At 56.9% G+C, this 16,731-nt stretch carries 15 protein-coding genes; 6 read left to right on the top strand and 9 right to left on the bottom strand.

The window, feature by feature from the left end; genetic code table 11:
* Positions 1 to 126 precede the first annotated feature (126 nt).
* Both ACQUQP_RS16380 and ACQUQP_RS16375 read right to left on the bottom strand, forming a co-directional pair.
* Complete coding sequence (locus ACQUQP_RS16380; protein ID WP_432696105.1) at positions 127 to 1,851, bottom strand: S8 family serine peptidase; 1,725 nt, start codon at positions 1,849 to 1,851, stop codon at positions 127 to 129.
* A 9-nt stretch (positions 1,852 to 1,860) separates the two neighbouring features.
* Complete coding sequence (locus ACQUQP_RS16375; RefSeq protein WP_432696104.1) at positions 1,861 to 2,268, bottom strand: tail fiber protein; 408 nt, start codon at positions 2,266 to 2,268, stop codon at positions 1,861 to 1,863.
* Between the two features lie 1,026 nt (positions 2,269 to 3,294).
* Here ACQUQP_RS16375 and ACQUQP_RS16370 point away from each other — a divergent pair.
* From ACQUQP_RS16370 to ACQUQP_RS16360, 3 genes are all read left to right on the top strand, one after another.
* Positions 3,295 to 3,405, top strand: coding sequence for an SDR family oxidoreductase (locus tag ACQUQP_RS16370; RefSeq protein ID WP_432696103.1), 111 nt, complete (start codon positions 3,295 to 3,297; stop codon positions 3,403 to 3,405).
* 28 nt (positions 3,406 to 3,433) lie between these two features.
* Positions 3,434 to 3,607 (top strand): SDR family oxidoreductase, encoded by a 174-nt coding sequence (locus tag ACQUQP_RS16365; RefSeq protein ID WP_432696102.1) that lies wholly within the window; start codon positions 3,434 to 3,436, stop codon positions 3,605 to 3,607.
* A 230-nt stretch (positions 3,608 to 3,837) separates the two neighbouring features.
* Positions 3,838 to 5,130 (top strand): APC family permease, encoded by a 1,293-nt coding sequence (locus ACQUQP_RS16360; RefSeq protein WP_432696101.1) that lies wholly within the window; start codon positions 3,838 to 3,840, stop codon positions 5,128 to 5,130.
* Positions 5,131 to 5,258: 128 nt separating this feature from the next.
* Here ACQUQP_RS16360 and ACQUQP_RS16355 read toward each other — a convergent pair whose 3' ends face one another.
* The 7 genes from ACQUQP_RS16355 to ACQUQP_RS16325 all read right to left on the bottom strand — a co-directional run bounded on the left by ACQUQP_RS16355 (position 5,259) and on the right by ACQUQP_RS16325 (position 13,929).
* Positions 5,259 to 6,050 (bottom strand): HpcH/HpaI aldolase family protein, encoded by a 792-nt coding sequence (locus ACQUQP_RS16355; protein ID WP_432696100.1) that lies wholly within the window; start codon positions 6,048 to 6,050, stop codon positions 5,259 to 5,261.
* A 95-nt stretch (positions 6,051 to 6,145) separates the two neighbouring features.
* Positions 6,146 to 8,008: a dihydroxy-acid dehydratase gene (gene ilvD / locus ACQUQP_RS16350; protein WP_432696099.1), complete on the bottom strand. Its 1,863-nt coding sequence runs from the start codon at positions 8,006 to 8,008 to the stop codon at positions 6,146 to 6,148.
* 9 nt (positions 8,009 to 8,017) lie between these two features.
* Positions 8,018 to 8,809 carry a 2-keto-4-pentenoate hydratase gene (locus ACQUQP_RS16345; RefSeq protein WP_432696098.1) on the bottom strand — a complete coding sequence of 264 codons (792 nt, stop codon included), beginning with the start codon at positions 8,807 to 8,809 and terminating at the stop codon, positions 8,018 to 8,020.
* Positions 8,810 to 8,845: 36 nt separating this feature from the next.
* Complete coding sequence (locus ACQUQP_RS16340) at positions 8,846 to 10,387, bottom strand: GMC family oxidoreductase N-terminal domain-containing protein (protein WP_432696097.1); 1,542 nt, start codon at positions 10,385 to 10,387, stop codon at positions 8,846 to 8,848.
* A gap of 1 nt (position 10,388) precedes the next feature.
* On the bottom strand, positions 10,389 to 10,955 hold the full coding sequence (locus ACQUQP_RS16335; RefSeq protein WP_432696096.1) for a gluconate 2-dehydrogenase subunit 3 family protein: 567 nt from the start codon (positions 10,953 to 10,955) through the stop codon (positions 10,389 to 10,391).
* Positions 10,956 to 11,272: 317 nt separating this feature from the next.
* The gene (locus tag ACQUQP_RS16330; protein ID WP_432696095.1) at positions 11,273 to 12,646 is read right to left on the bottom strand and encodes an FAD-binding oxidoreductase; all 1,374 of its coding nucleotides are present in this window, start codon (positions 12,644 to 12,646) and stop codon (positions 11,273 to 11,275) included.
* Between the two features lie 260 nt (positions 12,647 to 12,906).
* On the bottom strand, positions 12,907 to 13,929 hold the full coding sequence (locus ACQUQP_RS16325; RefSeq protein WP_432696094.1) for an AraC family transcriptional regulator ligand-binding domain-containing protein: 1,023 nt from the start codon (positions 13,927 to 13,929) through the stop codon (positions 12,907 to 12,909).
* A gap of 505 nt (positions 13,930 to 14,434) precedes the next feature.
* On the opposite strand from ACQUQP_RS16325, the gene ACQUQP_RS16320 reads away from it, so the two are divergent.
* The 3 genes from ACQUQP_RS16320 (at position 14,435) to phaP (ending at position 16,636) form a co-directional block, all read left to right on the top strand.
* On the top strand, positions 14,435 to 14,722 hold the full coding sequence (locus ACQUQP_RS16320) for a DUF1330 domain-containing protein (RefSeq protein ID WP_432696093.1): 288 nt from the start codon (positions 14,435 to 14,437) through the stop codon (positions 14,720 to 14,722).
* Between the two features lie 95 nt (positions 14,723 to 14,817).
* Complete coding sequence (locus ACQUQP_RS16315) at positions 14,818 to 15,597, top strand: SDR family oxidoreductase (protein ID WP_432696092.1); 780 nt, start codon at positions 14,818 to 14,820, stop codon at positions 15,595 to 15,597.
* Between the two features lie 175 nt (positions 15,598 to 15,772).
* Positions 15,773 to 16,636 carry a TIGR01841 family phasin gene (gene phaP / locus ACQUQP_RS16310; protein ID WP_432696091.1) on the top strand — a complete coding sequence of 288 codons (864 nt, stop codon included), beginning with the start codon at positions 15,773 to 15,775 and terminating at the stop codon, positions 16,634 to 16,636.
* The last annotated feature ends 95 nt before the right edge of the window (positions 16,637 to 16,731 follow it).

Here is a 16,731-nt window from a genome sequence, read left to right as displayed (position 1 = left end):
GGCCCCGGGTCATCGCCATCTGAACTCGATTTCTAAAACTCAAAACCCTATTTTTAAATCGAAGCGGCGGTCCGAGGTCGCGATCTGCTGGTAGATGTTTTATGGAAGAGGCTGTTTCTTAAATCGCTATTCAGCATCAACAAATGTGTATTTTAACTGCCACCCGTTTCCTTGCTTTTTATCATCGGAGACAAACCAGACTAACGCTTCATTACCCCAGCTTTTAAATGATGGGGGGATTTTATTACCGCTAAAGACCGCCATAAGATCACTTGTTCGGGTTGAATTACCATTAAAGAAATAAATCTTGTCTACACCGGCCTGTGTATCCAGCCATTCCGCGGTAAATTCTATGCGTTGACCTGCTGGCGCCTTAATCTGCCACCTGCAGTCGCTATTAGGTGCGTAGGTTTTTTCAGCACTGTTGTCATTAATAATGCCTTCATTCTGAAGGTAAATAGTGTCTCGACAGAACTGAGTGGCGACATCTATAGGCTCTGTGCGATACCCCAGTAACAAGCCATCTTTAGCCGGCGTGCCGGGGGCAGCCTGGAAGACCAAACGGGCAAAGCCACCCGGGATGTAAAATTCATCGGGTATATCCTCCACGGAGAACACACGCCAGGGCTTGGCATCACGAACGTTTTCGTTGAAAACGCTTAGCTTACCGCTGGTTGGGTGAGACCTTGTATTTACCCTGGTAAACCTTAGACCTTTATACAAACCCGGTGGACGAACCACCCATGTCATCTCATCGAATTCTGTTGTCGACAGGTTTAAATAGCCCTGGTAGGCCTTAAGCTGGCGATGCCGTATTGCCTGATGGGTGTAAATATCACAACCTAATGCACGGCTTATATCCAGTTTGCCTGCACCTAACTGTGCTACCCACTTATCATCCAGCCCTGAAAGTGGGGTTGTACCTGTGATAAGGCATGCCTCAATCTGATTGGTTGTCAGTTGCGGGTATTGCAGCCTGAGAAGGGCGATGGTGGCCGCAACCATCGCGGAAGCCTGGGAGGTACCCGATTTCGTCAACACATGGTCGACACCGGTGACTCCCGCACTCTGGATCTCCGTTCCGGGAGCGACCAGGTTTACGTGCTTGCCAAAATTTGCATGTTCAGTGGGTTGTGAGGCGTTTGCCATGGCAGAAACGGCGATAACGCCGGGGTGAGCGGCAGGGAATTGCGGCTGGTTTCTTGAATAGTTTCCAGCAGCGGCAACAACGGTTTTTGCCTGCTGTATGGCTCGGTCAAGCAGGCGATCTTCATCTATTGATAAGGTGGGTACCGCCCAGGCAGCCAGTATGATATCGGCATCAGCTTTCAGCGCATATTCGACGCCTTTATACGCATCTTTCAGATAAGTATTCGTTGCCCTGTCTGACAGTACCTTTACGGGGAGTATGCGTAGGTAATCTGCGGCGTCTTCACCCAAGACTGTATGGGCAATATCGGCAATTATTCCAGCCAGATGAGTACCGTGATAATAGGCTTCGATGCGATCTCTGGGCGGTGATACATCATTATCATCATCGGAAATATCCCAGCCTGCGCTGTCGTCGATGAAGCCGTTGCCGTCGTCATCCACTCCATTGGAGGGTATCTCCTCTGAATTATGAAAAATCAGTTCGCTGATAGACTGGTGCTCAACAAGCACTGCATCGTCGATTACAGCAATGACAATCGGTTTATCCGGCGGATGAAGGTCAACAGAGGGAGGATTAAGCTCCTGAATCCAGCCGGCGCTTGCGAACGAGACCGAAGGGATAAGCAAACAAGAAACAAGGTAAGCAACTCGAAAAAAGTCGAAATGCTTACCTTGCTGGGAGTTTGATGGTGCAGTCATACAATCTGGTCAGTGTGTTTCTGTACCGAATTTTGCTCCAAGTGTTCGGGGTGTTAAGCCGGGACCGCTACCTTCTCCTACCGGCACTCGGCCTCTTAAGTCAGGCAGTGCAAAGGTGGTTCGGCCATCCCCACCGTAGGTGGTGCCGATAATAGAAAACAGAGCCGTATTTTGCGCTATCGGCAATAACTGGCCATCACAAAACGCCCATCCCCTGGGGGCAAAATTTCCGCCAAACATAATGATTTCCCCGATGAATGGCTCAGCCGAAGAGCGGGATGGGAAAATACCCTGAAGTGCGATGATGTAATTTATCGCCAGCGAAGGCTGCATATTGTTTTCGGGCAAAGGAGTCGCGCCGATCCAACTACTGCCGTTCCAGGTAAGAATTTCACCGGTAGCCGTACCATCGGCCAAACCGCTTTCACCCTGGGGGCCAATGGGGCCCTCTGGTCCTTCGGGGCCCTGAGGTCCTGCCGGGCCTTGTGGTCCCTGAGCTCCCACAGGTCCTTGCGGCCCTGTGGGTCCCATTGGACCTTGGGGACCTTCTGGTCCTTGCGGCCCTTGTGCACCCATGGGTCCTTCCGGTCCAGCCGGTCCTATCGGGCCGGTTTCACCCTGGGGGCCAGGCAAACCCTGTGGCCCCTGTGGTCCAGGCTCGCCCTGATCTCCCTTGGGACCAACGGCGCCTATAGTGAGGGCAAAATCTGTCGCCGGCGCTTTGGCATCAATGGAGCTGAGCCGTAGCAGATAATCGCCGTCACTAAGTGAACCTAGCGGTAATTCACAAACAACCTGTTCGGGCACAGCGCCTAGATAGGAAGTGCAGGAGCTTGAAATATCTCCCAGGATTAGGTTTGTTGGACTTCCCAACTCAACCACCAAGGAGCCCGTATCAGGGAAGAGGCTTCCCTCTATGTAGAGCGAATCGCCCGCAAAATCAACGAACACCTCTGTTATGACTGAGGGGAGTTTGTCCTCAGTTTTGGCGGAAGCCGCATTAGCGGCCATGACGGATGCGGCCAGCAGTGTGAGCGATGCACACCGGGGTAACGAAGAGAACATGCTTACCTCCATCAATTGATGAGACGAAGGCTTAGCTCTTATAGCACTGCTACTCCTTCGGGTATTCATACCAAGGCGCAGAGGTGACAGCTTCGCTCGAGGCGAACACCTTTATGTCTCGACTCAGCGTAGACGCTGGTCAGGTTTTGATCAAACAGCGCTGGCCTGCGTTGATATACGTTGTGAAACAGTAGTCAGATAAATATTTTCTTTAATTATCAGTTGCTTGATAGAGAAGCACACTTGCTGGACATCAGCTTTTTAAGCTAACCAATAATTCCAAGCCCATCGACCCGATCTCAACGAGTTCGCGCTCCTAAAACCCCTGATGCAGCCTCGCTGCAGGACGCGCTCATTACCCGCACGCCGCTCAAACGTGTGGGCACGCCGGAAGATGTGGCCAAGGCAGCGGCCTACCTGTGTTCAGACGACGCTGCGTTTATTACCGGTGTTGGCCTGAGCGTGGATGGCGGCATGGCCCTGGCCTAACAGATCCGCCGACTGCGAGGATATTCAGATGAATGAGAAAGTAGCTTTGATCACCGGTGGCGCTTCGGGTATCGGGTTGGCTGCTGCAGAAGCGCTGGCAAAGGCAGGCCATCATGTAGTGATCGCCTTCCTGGCTTCGGATGCTTCGCGCTTTATGACCGGTTCTGAAGTGACCGTGGATGGAGGCTTTACGGCTCGTTAACCCTCTTCAGGCCCTGCTGATCAACCGAGGCGGGGCCGCTTTTATTATCAATAAGTCACCTCACGGGAAGCTGGTATTCCCCGAAAAAATTTCTCAAGCTCAGTCAGCTATTATTATTCTCTAAGCGCTACTTGGCTGGCCCCGGATGCCTTGGTGCATAACGACGGACGCCACATCCCGATCATGGCTTCCCCGGTTAAGCCTTATGATAATGCAGAAGGGAAGCTTGTATGCATACGTCACAAAAGCCTATTGGACTCTGGTCAGCCGTTGCCATGGGCATAGGTGCCATGGTTGGTGCCGGGATTTTCGCATTACTCGGGGAGGCCAGTGATATCTCAGGCAGCGCCGTTTATGTCTCATTTATTATCGGTGGCTTGATTGCGCTGTTTAGCGGCTACTCATTAGGCAAGCTTGGGGCCCGTTATCCCTCTTCCGGCGGAATTATTGAGTATTTGATACAGGCCTTTGGCCCGGGAGTCTTTACCGGAAGCATGGGCATAATGATGTATTTCTCCGCCGTTGTATCTCTGAGCTTAATCGCCAAGGCATTCGGGAATTATGCAATTACCTTTCTGCCGAAATCTGCGGGGGACGACCTATGGCGTCATCTGTTTTCGGTGGGCATTATCATCATGTTTGTTCTTATCAATCTCAGAGGCGCGAAGGATGTCGCCATCTGGGAAAGGATCACCGTTGGCATAAAATTTATAGTCCTGGTGATACTATCTGTGGCAGGTATTGCCGTCCTCAAGCCTGATTTATTAGCCCCTTCACACTATCCGCCGGTGAATAATATATTTTTCAGCCTGGCAATTACATTTTTTGCTTACGAGGGCTTCAGGGTGATTACCAACGTGGCAGAGGATATGCCAAACCCAAGCCGAACGCTGCCACGTGCCATGATACTTGCCATAGCCCTGGTTATGATGCTTTACGTGGCGATCGCCTTTGCCGTCTTCGGTAACCTGCCGGTTGCGAAGGTGATAGCGGCAAAAGACTTTGCGTTGGCTCAGGCGGCCCTGCCGATATTTGGACCCATAGGTTTTACAGTAGTCGCGATCACTGCATTGGTCGCAACGGCCTCTGCTATAAACGCCAATTTATATGCGGTGACTAATGTGACCTATCAAATGGCTAAGGATGGTGAGCTTCCAGCTGAATTCGGAAAACCGATTGGCCATAGCCGGGAAGGGCTAATCATTAGCGGATTTTTAATAATTATATCGCTGTTATTGTTTGACCTGTCTGAAATAGCCGCAATCGGCTCAATATCCATACTGTTTATTCATACCGTGACTCATATAGGGCACCTGAAACTAATCGCAGAAACAGGTGCATCACGAGCCCTGGTGATTGTTGCGATAGTATTTAGCGTTTCGGCGATGATCCTTGCACTTGATTACGTCCTTAAAACGGCGGATCACGTTGTAAGCATTCTTATCGGCTTTGTTGTCGTTGCCGTAGTCACTGAGATAGCGTTGCGGATAATCACGCGAAGAGAGTTGAAGCCGAGAGTATAAAGGAAGCCATGAACAAGTTCATAGCTTCCTAAACACGCTGATCCTGCCCTGAGCGACCCGGTTTCATAGTTTTTTCAGTGAAACCGGACCGCCCGGTTTTTTAATAGCGAAGGTTAGGCTTAGGTTACTTAGTATCCACCCCGCGCACTGGGCGCATCTTCCTGGTCTTTGCCCTGGGCGGTATGAAGGGCCAGGGTGGCACCGGCGCGGATAAAGCTGATATCGGTGCCGATTGACGCGAAATCAAAGCCGTTCTTGATCGAATTGGCGGCCATCTCGGCGTTGTAGCCGAACATGCCGCTGGCCAGGTTGTTGGTTTCGCACGCTTTGAGGATATCGGCAATGGCGGAAACAAACGCCGGATCGGTGAAGCTGCCCGGCGCCAGACCCAGCCCGTAGCACAGGTCCATCGGGCCAACGAACAGACCATCTACGCCTTCAACGGCGGCGATCTCTTCGAGGTTGCGCAGACCCTCTTCGGTTTCGATCATCACCAGGCATGCGATCTGTCCGTTGGCGCTGGCCAGGTAGCTCATGCCTTCCAGCATGGCGTCGCGCATCGGGCCGCAGGAGCGGGTACCCATGGGCGGATAGCGGCAGGCTGATACAGCGCGTCGCGCGTCTTCCGCGCTGTTCACCATCGGGACGATCACGCCCTGGGCGCCGGCATCCAGTGCTTTGCCGATCTGGTCCGGCTGATTCGCGGCAACACGTACCAGCGGGGTGGTATCCACGCCGGTGATAGCCGGCAGCAGGCGGGTCAGATCGCTGTAGTCCATCAGGCCGTGCTGCAGGTCGAAGCAGATCCAGTCCACATCCATGCGGCTCAGCATCTCGGCCATATGGATATCGGGCAGGTTCGACCAGATGCCGAGGCTCGGTTCCTTGGCGCGCCATTTCTGTAGTGCAAGATTAAGCATGGGATTTACTCTCGCTGAATTTGTAGAGGAAAGCTTGTTTGTATCGGCAGGGAAGCACCGGCTCGCGGCTGCGAACCGGTGCTTTCTGGAAGTGCTTAACCGAAATGCTTTTCGATCAGTTCGCGGTTACGCACTCCGCCCTTGTCGGCGCTGGTGGCCAACATGCCGAACGCCTTTAGCGCAAGGCTGACGTTGCGCTTGCGTGGACCTTCCGGCTTCCAGGCTTTGAGGCCTCTGGTTTCCATCTGCTCACGGCGTTGGTTCAGTTCCTCGTCTGAAATGGCGATATTGATACTGCGCGCAGGGATATCCAACTTGATGATATCGCCATCGTTAACCAGACCGATGGCGCCGCCGTTGGCCGCTTCCGGTGAAGTGTGACCGATAGAGAGACCGGAGGTGGCGCCGGAGAAGCGCCCGTCGGTCAGCAGGGCGCAGGAGGTAGCAAGTCCCTTGGCCTTTAACAGGCTGGTCGGTATCAGCATCTCCTGCATGCCGGGGCCGCCCTTGGGGCCTTCGTAACGGATAATGACGCAGGTACCGGGTTCTATTTCATCTGCGTTGAGCGCCGCGATTGCCGCGTCCTGGTCGTCAAATACACGGGCGACACCTTCAAACTGCAGCAGATGCTCGGGCACGCTGGCGGTTTTGACGATGCAGCCATCTTCCGCCAGGTTACCGAACAGCACGGCAAGGCCGCCTTCCTGGCTGTAAGCGTTGTCCAGACGGCGAATGCAGCCGTTTTCACGATCCCGGTCCAGGCTGTCCCAGCGACACTCCTGGCTGAATGCCTCGGTGGTGCGGATACCCGCAGGGCCGGCGCGATAGAAGGTTTCCACCTCGGCATTGTCGGTACGGCAGATATCCCACTTATCCAGGGCTTCGGCCAGGGTGGCGCTGTGTACGGTGCTGACCTGGGTGCTCAGCAGCTTGGCCCGGTCCAGCTCACCGAGAATACCGAATACACCACCGGCACGGTGCACATCCTCCATGTAGTAGTCGGCTGTTGCCGGGGAAACCTTGCACAGGTGCGGCACTTCGCGGGACAGGCGGTCGATATCGGCCAGGGTGAAATTGATCTCGCCCTCCTGAGCCGCTGCCAGCAGGTGCAGAATGGTGTTGGTGGAACCGCCCATGGCGATATCCATGGTCATGGCGTTATGAAAGGCGGCCCGGTTGGCGATGTTACGCGGCAGCACGCTGTCGTCGTTCTGCTCGTAATGACGCTTGGTGATCTCGACAATGCGGCGGCTGGCCTGCAGGAACAGTTCACGACGATCGGCATGGGTGGCCAGCATGCTGCCGTTGCCGGGCAGGGCAAGGCCGAGCGCTTCATTCAGGCAGTTCATTGAGTTGGCGGTAAACATGCCGGAGCAGGAACCGCAGGTCGGGCACGCGCTCTGTTCGATCTTCAGGGCCTCATCGGCATCCACGGCAGGGTTTACCCCGGCCACATAGGCGTCGACCGGATCGATGCGCAGTACCTGTTCCGCCAGTTGCACACGGCCGGCTTCCATCGGGCCGCCGGATACAAAGATCGTGGGGATGTTAAGGCGCATGGCAGCCATCAGCATCCCGGGGGTGATCTTGTCGCAGTTGGAGATGCAGATCAGGGCGTCGGCGCAGTGACCGTTGACCATGTACTCGACGGAATCGGCGATAATGTCACGACTCGGCAGCGAGTAGAGCATGCCATCGTGGCCCTGGGCGATACCGTCATCGATGGCGATAGTGTTGAACTCCTTGGCGATACCGCCGGCGTTTTCGATTTCTCGCGCCACCAGCTGGCCGATATCCTTCAAGTGCACATGGCCCGGTACGAACTGGGTGAAGGAGTTGGCCACGGCGATGATCGGTTTGCCGAAATCGCCATCGCATACGCCGGTTGCGCGCCAGAGTGCACGGGCGCCCGCTGCCTGACGGCCTTCGGTAGTGGTCTTGGAACGATAGTTAGACATGTTGGCCTCTCACTCAAAACTCAGATTGACGTCACCCAGACCCTTGTCGAAACGGGCGGTAACCTTGTCGCCGGGATGAACCGGCAGGGCGCGGGTGCAGGAACCGGAAAAGATCACGTCGCCCGGTTCAAAGGCGACGCCAAACTCGGAGAGTTTGTTCACCAGCCAGGCCACGGCGGTTACGGGGTTGCCGAGCACGGCGGCAGAGTTGCCGGACTCGCGCACTTCGTCGTTGATGATCAGTTCGGCGTTGATGTTGCGCACGTCGATATCTTCGAGCCGTACCGGGTTACCGCCCAGGGCAACCTTGCCGATAGCGGCCAGGTCGGCGATGGTGTCGACCACGTTGATGCCGGGCTCCGGAGCCACACGGAAGTCGACCACCTCGATGGAAGGCAGGATGAAATCCGTAGCCTGAATCACTTCGGCGGCGTTAACGTAGGGGCCTTCAAGACGCTTTTTGATGACGAAGGCGATCTCGATCTCCACCATCGGCATGGCGAAGTCGTCACGCAGCAGCGCAGCGCCTTCATTAACGAACATGTCATCGAGGATCGCGCTGTAATCGGGCTCACTGGCGCCGATCATCTCCTGCATCGCCTTGGAGGTGAGGCCGATCTTGTAACCCTTGATCTTGCGGCCCTCAGCGACAAATTTCTGTACCACCTTCTCCTGAATGCGGTAGGAGTCTTCCATCTCCATCTCGGGATAGGCTTTGGTCAGCAGGCCGATCTGCTCAGTGCTTTTGAAGCAGGTGTGGATCTGCTCCGCGATCGCCTGGCGGGTTGTATCGTTCAACATAAGAGGTTCCTTTTTATTCTATTTATCGGTGATCGATCAGGCGCCCTGGGCCAGCTTGTGCATCGCCCGGTCCGCCATCACCATGATCGGAATCATCGTGTGGGTGGAGGCGGTGGTCGGCATTACCGAACCATCGACCACGTAGATGTTGTCCAGGTTGTGCAGCTTCAGGTTCTGGTCCACCACGCCCACATCGGCATTCACGCCGATACGGCAGCTGCCCTGCACATGGGCGGAGGTCAGCGCCACCAGGCCCGGTTCCAGCGGGAAGTCATCGATGCGGGACAGCTGATCGGGGCTGGTGAGCGAGCCGAACACCGGGCTGTTGCAGTTGACCTCTTTGGCGCCTGCCTCAAACAGGAACTCCGCCGCGGTTTTAAAACCGCGCTTGAAACGCTGTTTCCATTCGGCGGTCAGGGCGTACTGGATCTTCGGCTTGACGCTGCCATCGGCTGCCCATTCCCAGTCGAGAGTGCCGCTGGGCTGATCGGGAACCAGCAGGGCGGAGTAATGGGTACTGGGGAACTGCTCCATCATCCGCTTGTGGTCCAGGCCGATCTTGTTGGAGAACTGGGCGAAGACGCCAGCCATGCCACCGACGCCTTCCATACGGAAGCCGCCCAGGCCATGCTCGGCGCGGTTGTCATCGAACTCGCTCATGTAGATCGACTGGGGCGCGCCACGCCAGGAGGTCATCTTGTCTTCATCCGGGAAGGTGGCGGCGAGTCCGATCTGCGGCTGCAGAGAGATATTCTTGCCGAGCTGCGGCAGCGCCTTGTCGAAGCCGGAGCGTTTCAGAATCGCCGGGGTATGCACGGTGCCCGCCGCCATGATAATGCGCTCGCAGTCGATCTCCACCGGGTGGCGGAAGCGACGCGTACCGCGCTCAACCACGCTGGCGAGGATGCGGTAGCGGTTACCCGAGATCGGCTCAATACGGTCTACGCGTACATCGGTGTAGATCCGCGCACCGAGGTCAGATGCCATCGGCAGGTAGGTCAGATTGGTGCCCTGTTTGGCGTCGTAGGCGCAACCCTGGAAGCAGTAGCCGCTACCGATACAGCCCTTGCGGTTAGAGTTGAATACGCCGGCCTTGTAGCCCAGGCGGTTGGCGGTTTCCAGCAGCACCTTGTTGTTGCGGTTGAGGATCTTCTCCTCAAGGCGGTGAACGTTCAGCGTTTTGTAAACACGCTCGTAGGACGCCGCCAGGTTATCTTCGGTGAGTTCGTTCAGGCCGAACTTCTGCTGCCAGTGGTGCAGCACCTCCGCCTCGATTGGCGTGGCGTCGGCGGTGTTGATCACGGTGGAGCCACCAAAGGTGGACCCCTGCCAGACGTAGATCAGACCATCGGTGGTCATCTGGCGGCCGGCACTGCGGTAGAGCGCCGGCATCATATCCTCTTCGCGCTGGTTGAAGTCCTTCGCCTGGAAGTAACCCCCTTCCTCCAGCACAACGGTATCCAGACCGGCGGCCGCCATATGGTAGGCCGCCACGCCGCCGCCGGCGCCGGAGCCGACCACAACGGAGTGAGTCTTCAGCGTGAGCGGGGAAAAAATCTCGTGACCTTGGATAATCATCTCAATCCCTCACCTGCGGATAGACCGGCTTACCGCGCTTGACCAGCGGGCCGTCATAGTTGAACTGCGGCCAGGCCTGCTCATCGGTATAGAAATAAAACATGCTGATTCCACGCAGCGCGGCGAACACCGCGGTGGCATCGCCACCGGCGTCACGCAGCGTCAACAACAGGGATTCGCGCTGGTCCTGGGGCAGGGCGCTAAACGGGTTGTCGATACCGATCAGACCGGGCGCCTTATGCTCAAGGAACATCAGTGCGCCGCGCAGTCCCTGCAGCAGTTCGGTATCTTCAGGCTCCAGGTAGGCATCGATCCGGCCGGCCAGATCCACATCCAGTGCGCCCAGGGGGAAGGCACCGTCACGCGGAATAACGGTATCGGTCACTACGGAAAGGATGCGGTAGTCTTCGGCGCTGAGTACCTTAAGGCTCGGTGCGTCGATAGCTGAGGTGTCGGCAAACGCTGCGGTGCTGATCGCCGGTGCGGCGACGACCGCTCCCAGCGCCAACAGCGAACGCTGCAGGAACAGCCGGCGGGTTGCCGACGGAAGTGTAGAGTTGTTACCCATCGTTCTTAGCCTTGTTTTAGTTATGGTCTAAGTATCTGGATCGTTGAGACAGTCGAGGCCTGTCGCGACGAGGTCGTTGCTCAAGTGGAACCGCATTGCTGGCGTTCTCCGCACTCCTGTGGCCTTTGAGCAATGTGCTGAGTCACATGCTAGGTGGCAGCGGGTTGGCGATCTTGACAAAAACTGCCTCGCTGTTGACACAAAACGACAGGGCAGAGAGATAGGGGTGGAGGGTTACAGCACGTCAGAGCAGCACAAAGCTGAAGAGCCGCGATTGCTGCTCTTCAGCGGGAGAAATGTGCAGGAGCATTGGAGGCTCAGTCGAAAACCTTGCCCCGGTTGAGCAGCTTTTTCGGGTCCATCGCCTGCTTGAGGGTTCGCATCAGGGCGATCTCGGCGTCAGAGCGGCTGCAGCACAGGTAGGGTTTCTTTTCATAGCCGATACCGTGCTCGGCCGAGATCGATCCCCCCAGAGGCGCAAGGCCGCCATAGACCAGCCTCTCCACCGCTTTCTTATCTTCAGACGGGATCTTGCCGATGATGATATGCAGGTTGCCATCGCCCAGGTGGCCGAAAACGATACAGGCGCTGTCCGGCCAGCGCTCAAGCAGCTGTTTGCGAAGCTTGCGCAGGTAGTCATCCATGGCTGCAATCGGCAGGCTGACATCGAACCCGTGGAGTGGCGCCAGGCTGAACAGGGCCTCGATGTCATCCCGTATCGCCCACACCTTGTCGCGCTCGCTGACCGACTGGGTCAGGATCGCATCGCTGATCAGCTCCTGTTCCAGGGCTTCGCCCAGCAGCTCCTCGAGACGAGCCTGTTCCAGCTCATTGCTCTTGCCCTGGGTTTCCAGAATCACGTAGAAGGGCGAGCTCGCCTCCAGCGGAGCCTTGTGACGCTCGAAACTGGTAACCAGGCTGTAGAAATCGTTCCACATCACCTCGAATGAGCTGAGACCGCCGCTCAAGCCGGCTTCGGCGAGGCTTAGCAGCTTGCTGAGGTCTGCGAAGCGCTCCACCGCCACCAGTGCCGTGGCTTCTCCCTGCGGTTTGGCGCGTAACCGCAGTACCGCACGGGTGACGATGCCCAGCGTTCCCTCGCTGCCGACAAACAGCTGGCGCAGGTCATAACCGGTGTTGTTCTTGATCACCTTCGACATTGAGGAGATAACGGTGCCATCGGCCAATACCGCCTCGAGGCCGAGCACGGAGTCCCGGGTCATGCCGTAACGCAGCACCCGGTTACCGCCGGCGTTGGTGGCGATATTACCGCCGATGGTGGCGCTGCCGCGGGCACCCAGGTCGACCGGGTAGAACAGCTCCGCTGCCTCGGCCGCTTCCTGAATCGCCTGCAGGGTGACACCGGCTTCTGCGGTCAGGGTACGGTTTTGCTCATCGACCTCGATAATATTGCGCATGCGCTCCAGGGAGACGACGATATCGCTGGGCTGGCTCAGCGTCCCGCCGACCAGTCCGGTGACGCCGCCATGAGTGGTAACCGTCTGGTCGTTCTGGTGGCAGAGTTTCATAACGGCGGAAAGCTCTTCGGTGCTGGCCGGTCGCACGATCGCCTTGGCCTGACAGGTGGCAGCTCCCATCCAGGCATCCGGACGTTGGCTTACATCGCTGCCGGTCAGCATGCCCTTTTCGCCGACTATGTCGGTCAGTGCTTGAATCAAATCTACGCTCATGAATGCAGTCCGCTTTTTATTATTGCCTGATGGCTTTAGGGCCAGGAGGGCAGGGCCTCCGGCAAGGGTTCAGGCTTTATAAGGTAGTGATCGGGGCGGGGGCTGGCTTGACCAAAGATGACGCCAATTGGTGATTTTATGACAGCGTTAACACTCTTTCGTGGTGTGGCGGGAGACGGGGTTCAGCGCAGCCAAAAAAGCGAAAAGGGGCTTGTCCGAAGCCCCTTTTCGATGCACAACAGCGCTCGCTTAAGCGTCTGTCAGTGTAGTGCCTGGTAATGGCTCTGGCGCCACTGCTGGGGAGGGACACCGGACCAGCGCTTGAAGGCGCGGGAGAAAGCACTCAGCTCCGAGTAGCCCAGGTTCAGCGCCACGTCGGTGATCGGGGAGTTCTGCTCTAGCGATGTCCGGGCGATCTCGAAACGTACCTCATCAAGCAGGGTGCGAAACTCGGTGCCTGCCAGGCTTAATTCGCGCTGCAGGGTCCGCACATTCAATCCCAGCATCGGCGCGATGGTGGTCAGTGTTGCTTCTCCGGACGGGATAAGTTCGTAGATCAGCTTGGATACCTTGTACTGCAGCGGCTGCTGCTGTCCCTTGGACTCGCGCTCCAGGAAGGTCTCCAGGTAGTTTTTCACCTCTTCCGAGGCGGGTTTGGGTTTGCAGTCCAGCAACCGGGAGGGGAAGACGAGCGCATCTTTCTCCTGCTCAAAGCAGAGCTTGGCAGGCGTCAACGCCTGGTACTGCTCAAGCGGCGCCAGCGGAGCGTGGCGGAAATGAATCTGGGTTTGGTCGGCGAATTCCGGCGACAGCTCCGTCAGGATCCGGTAGCCGAAAACAAGGCTCAATTCGAGTACCTGCTCCTGGCTGATCGAGGGGTCGGTCATGATTTCCAGGCCCAGATGGGTATCCTTGCCGTGGGGCTGCAGATTTATGTTGACGCCCTCGGCGTGAAAGTGGAAATACTTCTGAATGATATCCAGGCTGCCCGCTACTGATTGGCTTTGGGAGGCCAGCAGGCCGAGTGGGCCGAAGGTCTTCAGGCCCTGATAACCCGCCAGTGAGGCGCCGAACAGTGGGTGCTCTGCGGCATCGGTGGCGTGATTGAGTACATGGGCGAGGCTGTTGTAGGAGATCATCAGATCCATTGATCTCAATACCGCGCTGGAGAGGCCTTCAGCGGCGAGAATCTCGATCGGATTGATATTCAGGCTCCGGCATAGCGGCAGGAAGCCCATAAGGGCACTACTTTTCACCTTCGGTGAAGTTTTGGGGTAAGTCATACTTGGCCTTTTTATTATTATGCGGCTGTGTCACTGATGATCAATTCGCCGCCACTTATTGTCAAATCGCCGCGAAACTCTCCTTAAATCCAGAAACTCCACTGATCACGGGCTATACAGGCGGTTTTCCGGCGCCAGGACCGGTATCGCTGTCATAAAAAGACAAGCCGATTGCGCAAAAGGTCAAATCGATAGCGGTTAAGTCGAGCGTCGGTCGCTTGCTCAACGGGATTATCGTTGCGGTGATCGGCCTCGGGGGCGTGGGCGTGCCGCTCTTGCGGTGTCGCGAAATGTGCAAGCACAAGGCCTGGCGTACTGCCTTTTTGCCAGCCTCTCGCAAACTATCAAGTCGCGTTCGTCTTGGGTCAAATTCTCACTGGCAAACTTTCTTACTCTAGGACCTCTCAGGCCGCGGAAGATGCTTTTCGTTATTTGGTGAACCTGGACGAGAAGCGTCTCGGCGCGGCGAGATGAAAAACGTCTGCGTAATTGGGAGGAAAACCAGATGAGTGCCTATGCGATTTTTGATGTCGATATCTACGACCCCAAGCGGTACCAGGATTTTATGTCCCAGGTAAAGCCGGTCATCGAGTCCTGTGGTGGCAAGTATCTGTCTCGTGGAGGAGCGCATAAAGTCTTCGAAGGGGACTGGGAACCACGCCGGATAGTGCTGTTCGAGTTTCCGTCACAAGAGGCGCTGGAAGGGTTTTACTACAGCGATGTCTACCAGGGCCTGAAAACGATTCGAGACGAGTGTAGCTCGGCGCGTGTGGTTTCGGTGGAAGGCACCTGAAGGCTCGGAAAGCTTATCGGGCGCATTGGAGGTGCGCCTGGATCTCAACCCTTCCGGGGGTGCTCCCCTAACACCAGCAACGGATAAATCACTGTATGAATCTTAATCTCAAAGGCCGCAAGGCGATTGTCTGCGGTGCGTCCAAGGGCCTGGGGCGAGCCTGCGCTCTGGCGCTAGCCGAAGAGGGCGTGGACCTGGTTATCAATGCCCGTAATGCCGAGGTACTGGCGCAGACCGCTGCCGAGCTGCGTCAGCAGACCGGTGTCAGTGTTCAGGCGGTCGCCGCCGATATCACCACCGAAGCGGGGCGCAAAGCGGTACTGGCCGCCTGTCCGGGCCCCGATATCCTGGTCACCAATGCCGGCGGTCCACCACCGGGAGACTTTCACGCTTGGGATGAGCAGACATGGCATGCGGCACTGGACGCCAACATGCTGACGCCGATCTTCCTGATCAAGGCGGTGGTGGACGGCATGCGCGAGCGCGGCTTTGGCCGCATCGTCAATATCACCTCGTCGGCAGTCAAGGCGCCGATCTCGATTCTCGGCCTGTCCAATGGTGCCCGCAGCGGGCTGACCGGCTTTGTTGCCGGGCTGGCCCGAGAGACCGTGGTGGATAATGTCACCATCAACAATCTGCTGCCCGGTTCGTTCGAGACCGACCGCCTGACCTCGACCCTGGAGTCGTACGCACAGAAGCTGGGTACCACGGCCGCTCAGGTTCGCCAGCAGCAGATGCAGGCCAATCCTGCAGGCCGGTTTGGTGATCCGTCTGAATTCGGCGCCATGTGCGCTTTTCTCTGCGGCACGCAGGCCGGCTTTATCACGGGCCAGAATCTGTTGCTGGATGGCGGTGATTATCCGGGCACTTTCTAACCCTGAGGGGTGCTCTCTGAGTTTGATAACAGGTCTCGAGTAAAAGGGCTGGAGGCAGCGGCTGGGGGAGTGTCGAAAGCCTTGACAGGACCCCCGCCGCGGACTACCGTGCATGAAATGGTGCACTGCACAATAAGCCGAGCTGCTTAACTGATATCCAGATGAGAGGGTAGCGATGTACGACGGTATGCTAAACGATATGAAAGAAAAGATGGGCCCTGCAGCTGAATTGGCTGAAATCAACAAGAAGGCCGCCGAGACCCTGATTTCCCTGCAGTCCGATTACCTTGTAGATTTCTTCAACGCTAGCCTCGAGCAGGTCAAAGCCCTGTTTGACGTCAAGGATCCGCAGGAAGCGCTGGATCTGCAGATCAAGTTCGTTAAAGCCCAGGAAGGCAAGATCAGCAGTGTTGCGGAAAAAGAGGTGGACGCGCTGACCGAAGCGAGAGAGCAGGTTACAGCCCTGTTCGAAAAGAGCTTTGCCGAAATGGCCGACAAGCTGCCGCTCGCCTTCAAATACATGCCGGAGCAGAAAGCGGCGGCAGAAACGCAAGCCCCGGTAGAGAAGGCTCCTGCAGCGAAAGCGGCACCGAAACCCCGCTCCGCGGCTCCAAAAGCCAAAGCTGCCTCGAAGGCTAAAACCGCCGCGCCGAAAGCGACAGCGACCGCAAAAGCCAAGCCTGCAGCCCCGAAAGCCAGTGCGGCTCCGAAAACTGCAGCGGCACCTAAGGCAACTGCAGCGCCTAAGCCTAAAGCGGCGCCGAAGCCCCGAGCTGCAGCGCCCAAGGCCAAGGCCGCTCCGGCAGCCAAGCCCGCAGCGGCTGCCAAGGCTGAACCTACAGTCAAGGCTGAGCCGAAAGCGCAGCCGGCTCCGGAAGTGAAACCCGCTGCAGAAGTTAAACCCGCCGTGGCCGTTCAGCCCGCACCGGAGGCCAAGCCTGCAGCGGAAGTTAAACCCGCAGCGGAAGTGAAACCAGCGGTCGAGCCGACCGTAGCGACTGATACCGCGCCGGATACCAAGACTCCGGCAGATTCCTGATCCGTTTGTAACAACAGATCGCGAATGACCATGCCCGTCAGGTGAGTTACCTGACGGGCATTTTTATTTTCACTTGGTTCAATGGCCTGATCCTA

Origin of the sequence: Marinobacterium sp. YM272 (genome assembly GCF_050908845.1) — a bacterium.
In the GTDB taxonomy this organism is placed as follows: Bacteria; Pseudomonadota; Gammaproteobacteria; order Pseudomonadales; family Balneatricaceae; genus Marinobacterium_D.
This window is presented reverse-complemented; position numbering and strand designations above follow the sequence as displayed.

Excerpts from the sequence above, each read along its gene's own strand:
- phaP (WP_432696091.1), top strand. The coding sequence starts at position 15,773 with ATGTACGACGGTATGCTAAACGATATGAAAGAAAAGATGGGCCCTGCA.
- ACQUQP_RS16315 (WP_432696092.1), top strand. The coding sequence starts at position 14,818 with ATGAATCTTAATCTCAAAGGCCGCAAGGCGATTGTCTGCGGTGCGTCC.
- ACQUQP_RS16340 (WP_432696097.1), bottom strand. The coding sequence starts at position 10,387 with ATGATTATCCAAGGTCACGAGATTTTTTCCCCGCTCACGCTGAAGACT.
- ilvD (WP_432696099.1), bottom strand. The coding sequence starts at position 8,008 with ATGTCTAACTATCGTTCCAAGACCACTACCGAAGGCCGTCAGGCAGCG.
- ACQUQP_RS16325 (WP_432696094.1), bottom strand. The coding sequence starts at position 13,929 with ATGACTTACCCCAAAACTTCACCGAAGGTGAAAAGTAGTGCCCTTATG.
- ACQUQP_RS16330 (WP_432696095.1), bottom strand. The coding sequence starts at position 12,646 with ATGAGCGTAGATTTGATTCAAGCACTGACCGACATAGTCGGCGAAAAG.
- ACQUQP_RS16320 (WP_432696093.1), top strand. The coding sequence starts at position 14,435 with ATGAGTGCCTATGCGATTTTTGATGTCGATATCTACGACCCCAAGCGG.
- ACQUQP_RS16360 (WP_432696101.1), top strand. The coding sequence starts at position 3,838 with ATGCATACGTCACAAAAGCCTATTGGACTCTGGTCAGCCGTTGCCATG.
- ACQUQP_RS16335 (WP_432696096.1), bottom strand. The coding sequence starts at position 10,955 with ATGGGTAACAACTCTACACTTCCGTCGGCAACCCGCCGGCTGTTCCTG.
- ACQUQP_RS16355 (WP_432696100.1), bottom strand. The coding sequence starts at position 6,050 with ATGCTTAATCTTGCACTACAGAAATGGCGCGCCAAGGAACCGAGCCTC.
- ACQUQP_RS16380 (WP_432696105.1), bottom strand. The coding sequence starts at position 1,851 with ATGACTGCACCATCAAACTCCCAGCAAGGTAAGCATTTCGACTTTTTT.
- ACQUQP_RS16345 (WP_432696098.1), bottom strand. The coding sequence starts at position 8,809 with ATGTTGAACGATACAACCCGCCAGGCGATCGCGGAGCAGATCCACACC.
- ACQUQP_RS16365 (WP_432696102.1), top strand. The coding sequence starts at position 3,434 with ATGAATGAGAAAGTAGCTTTGATCACCGGTGGCGCTTCGGGTATCGGG.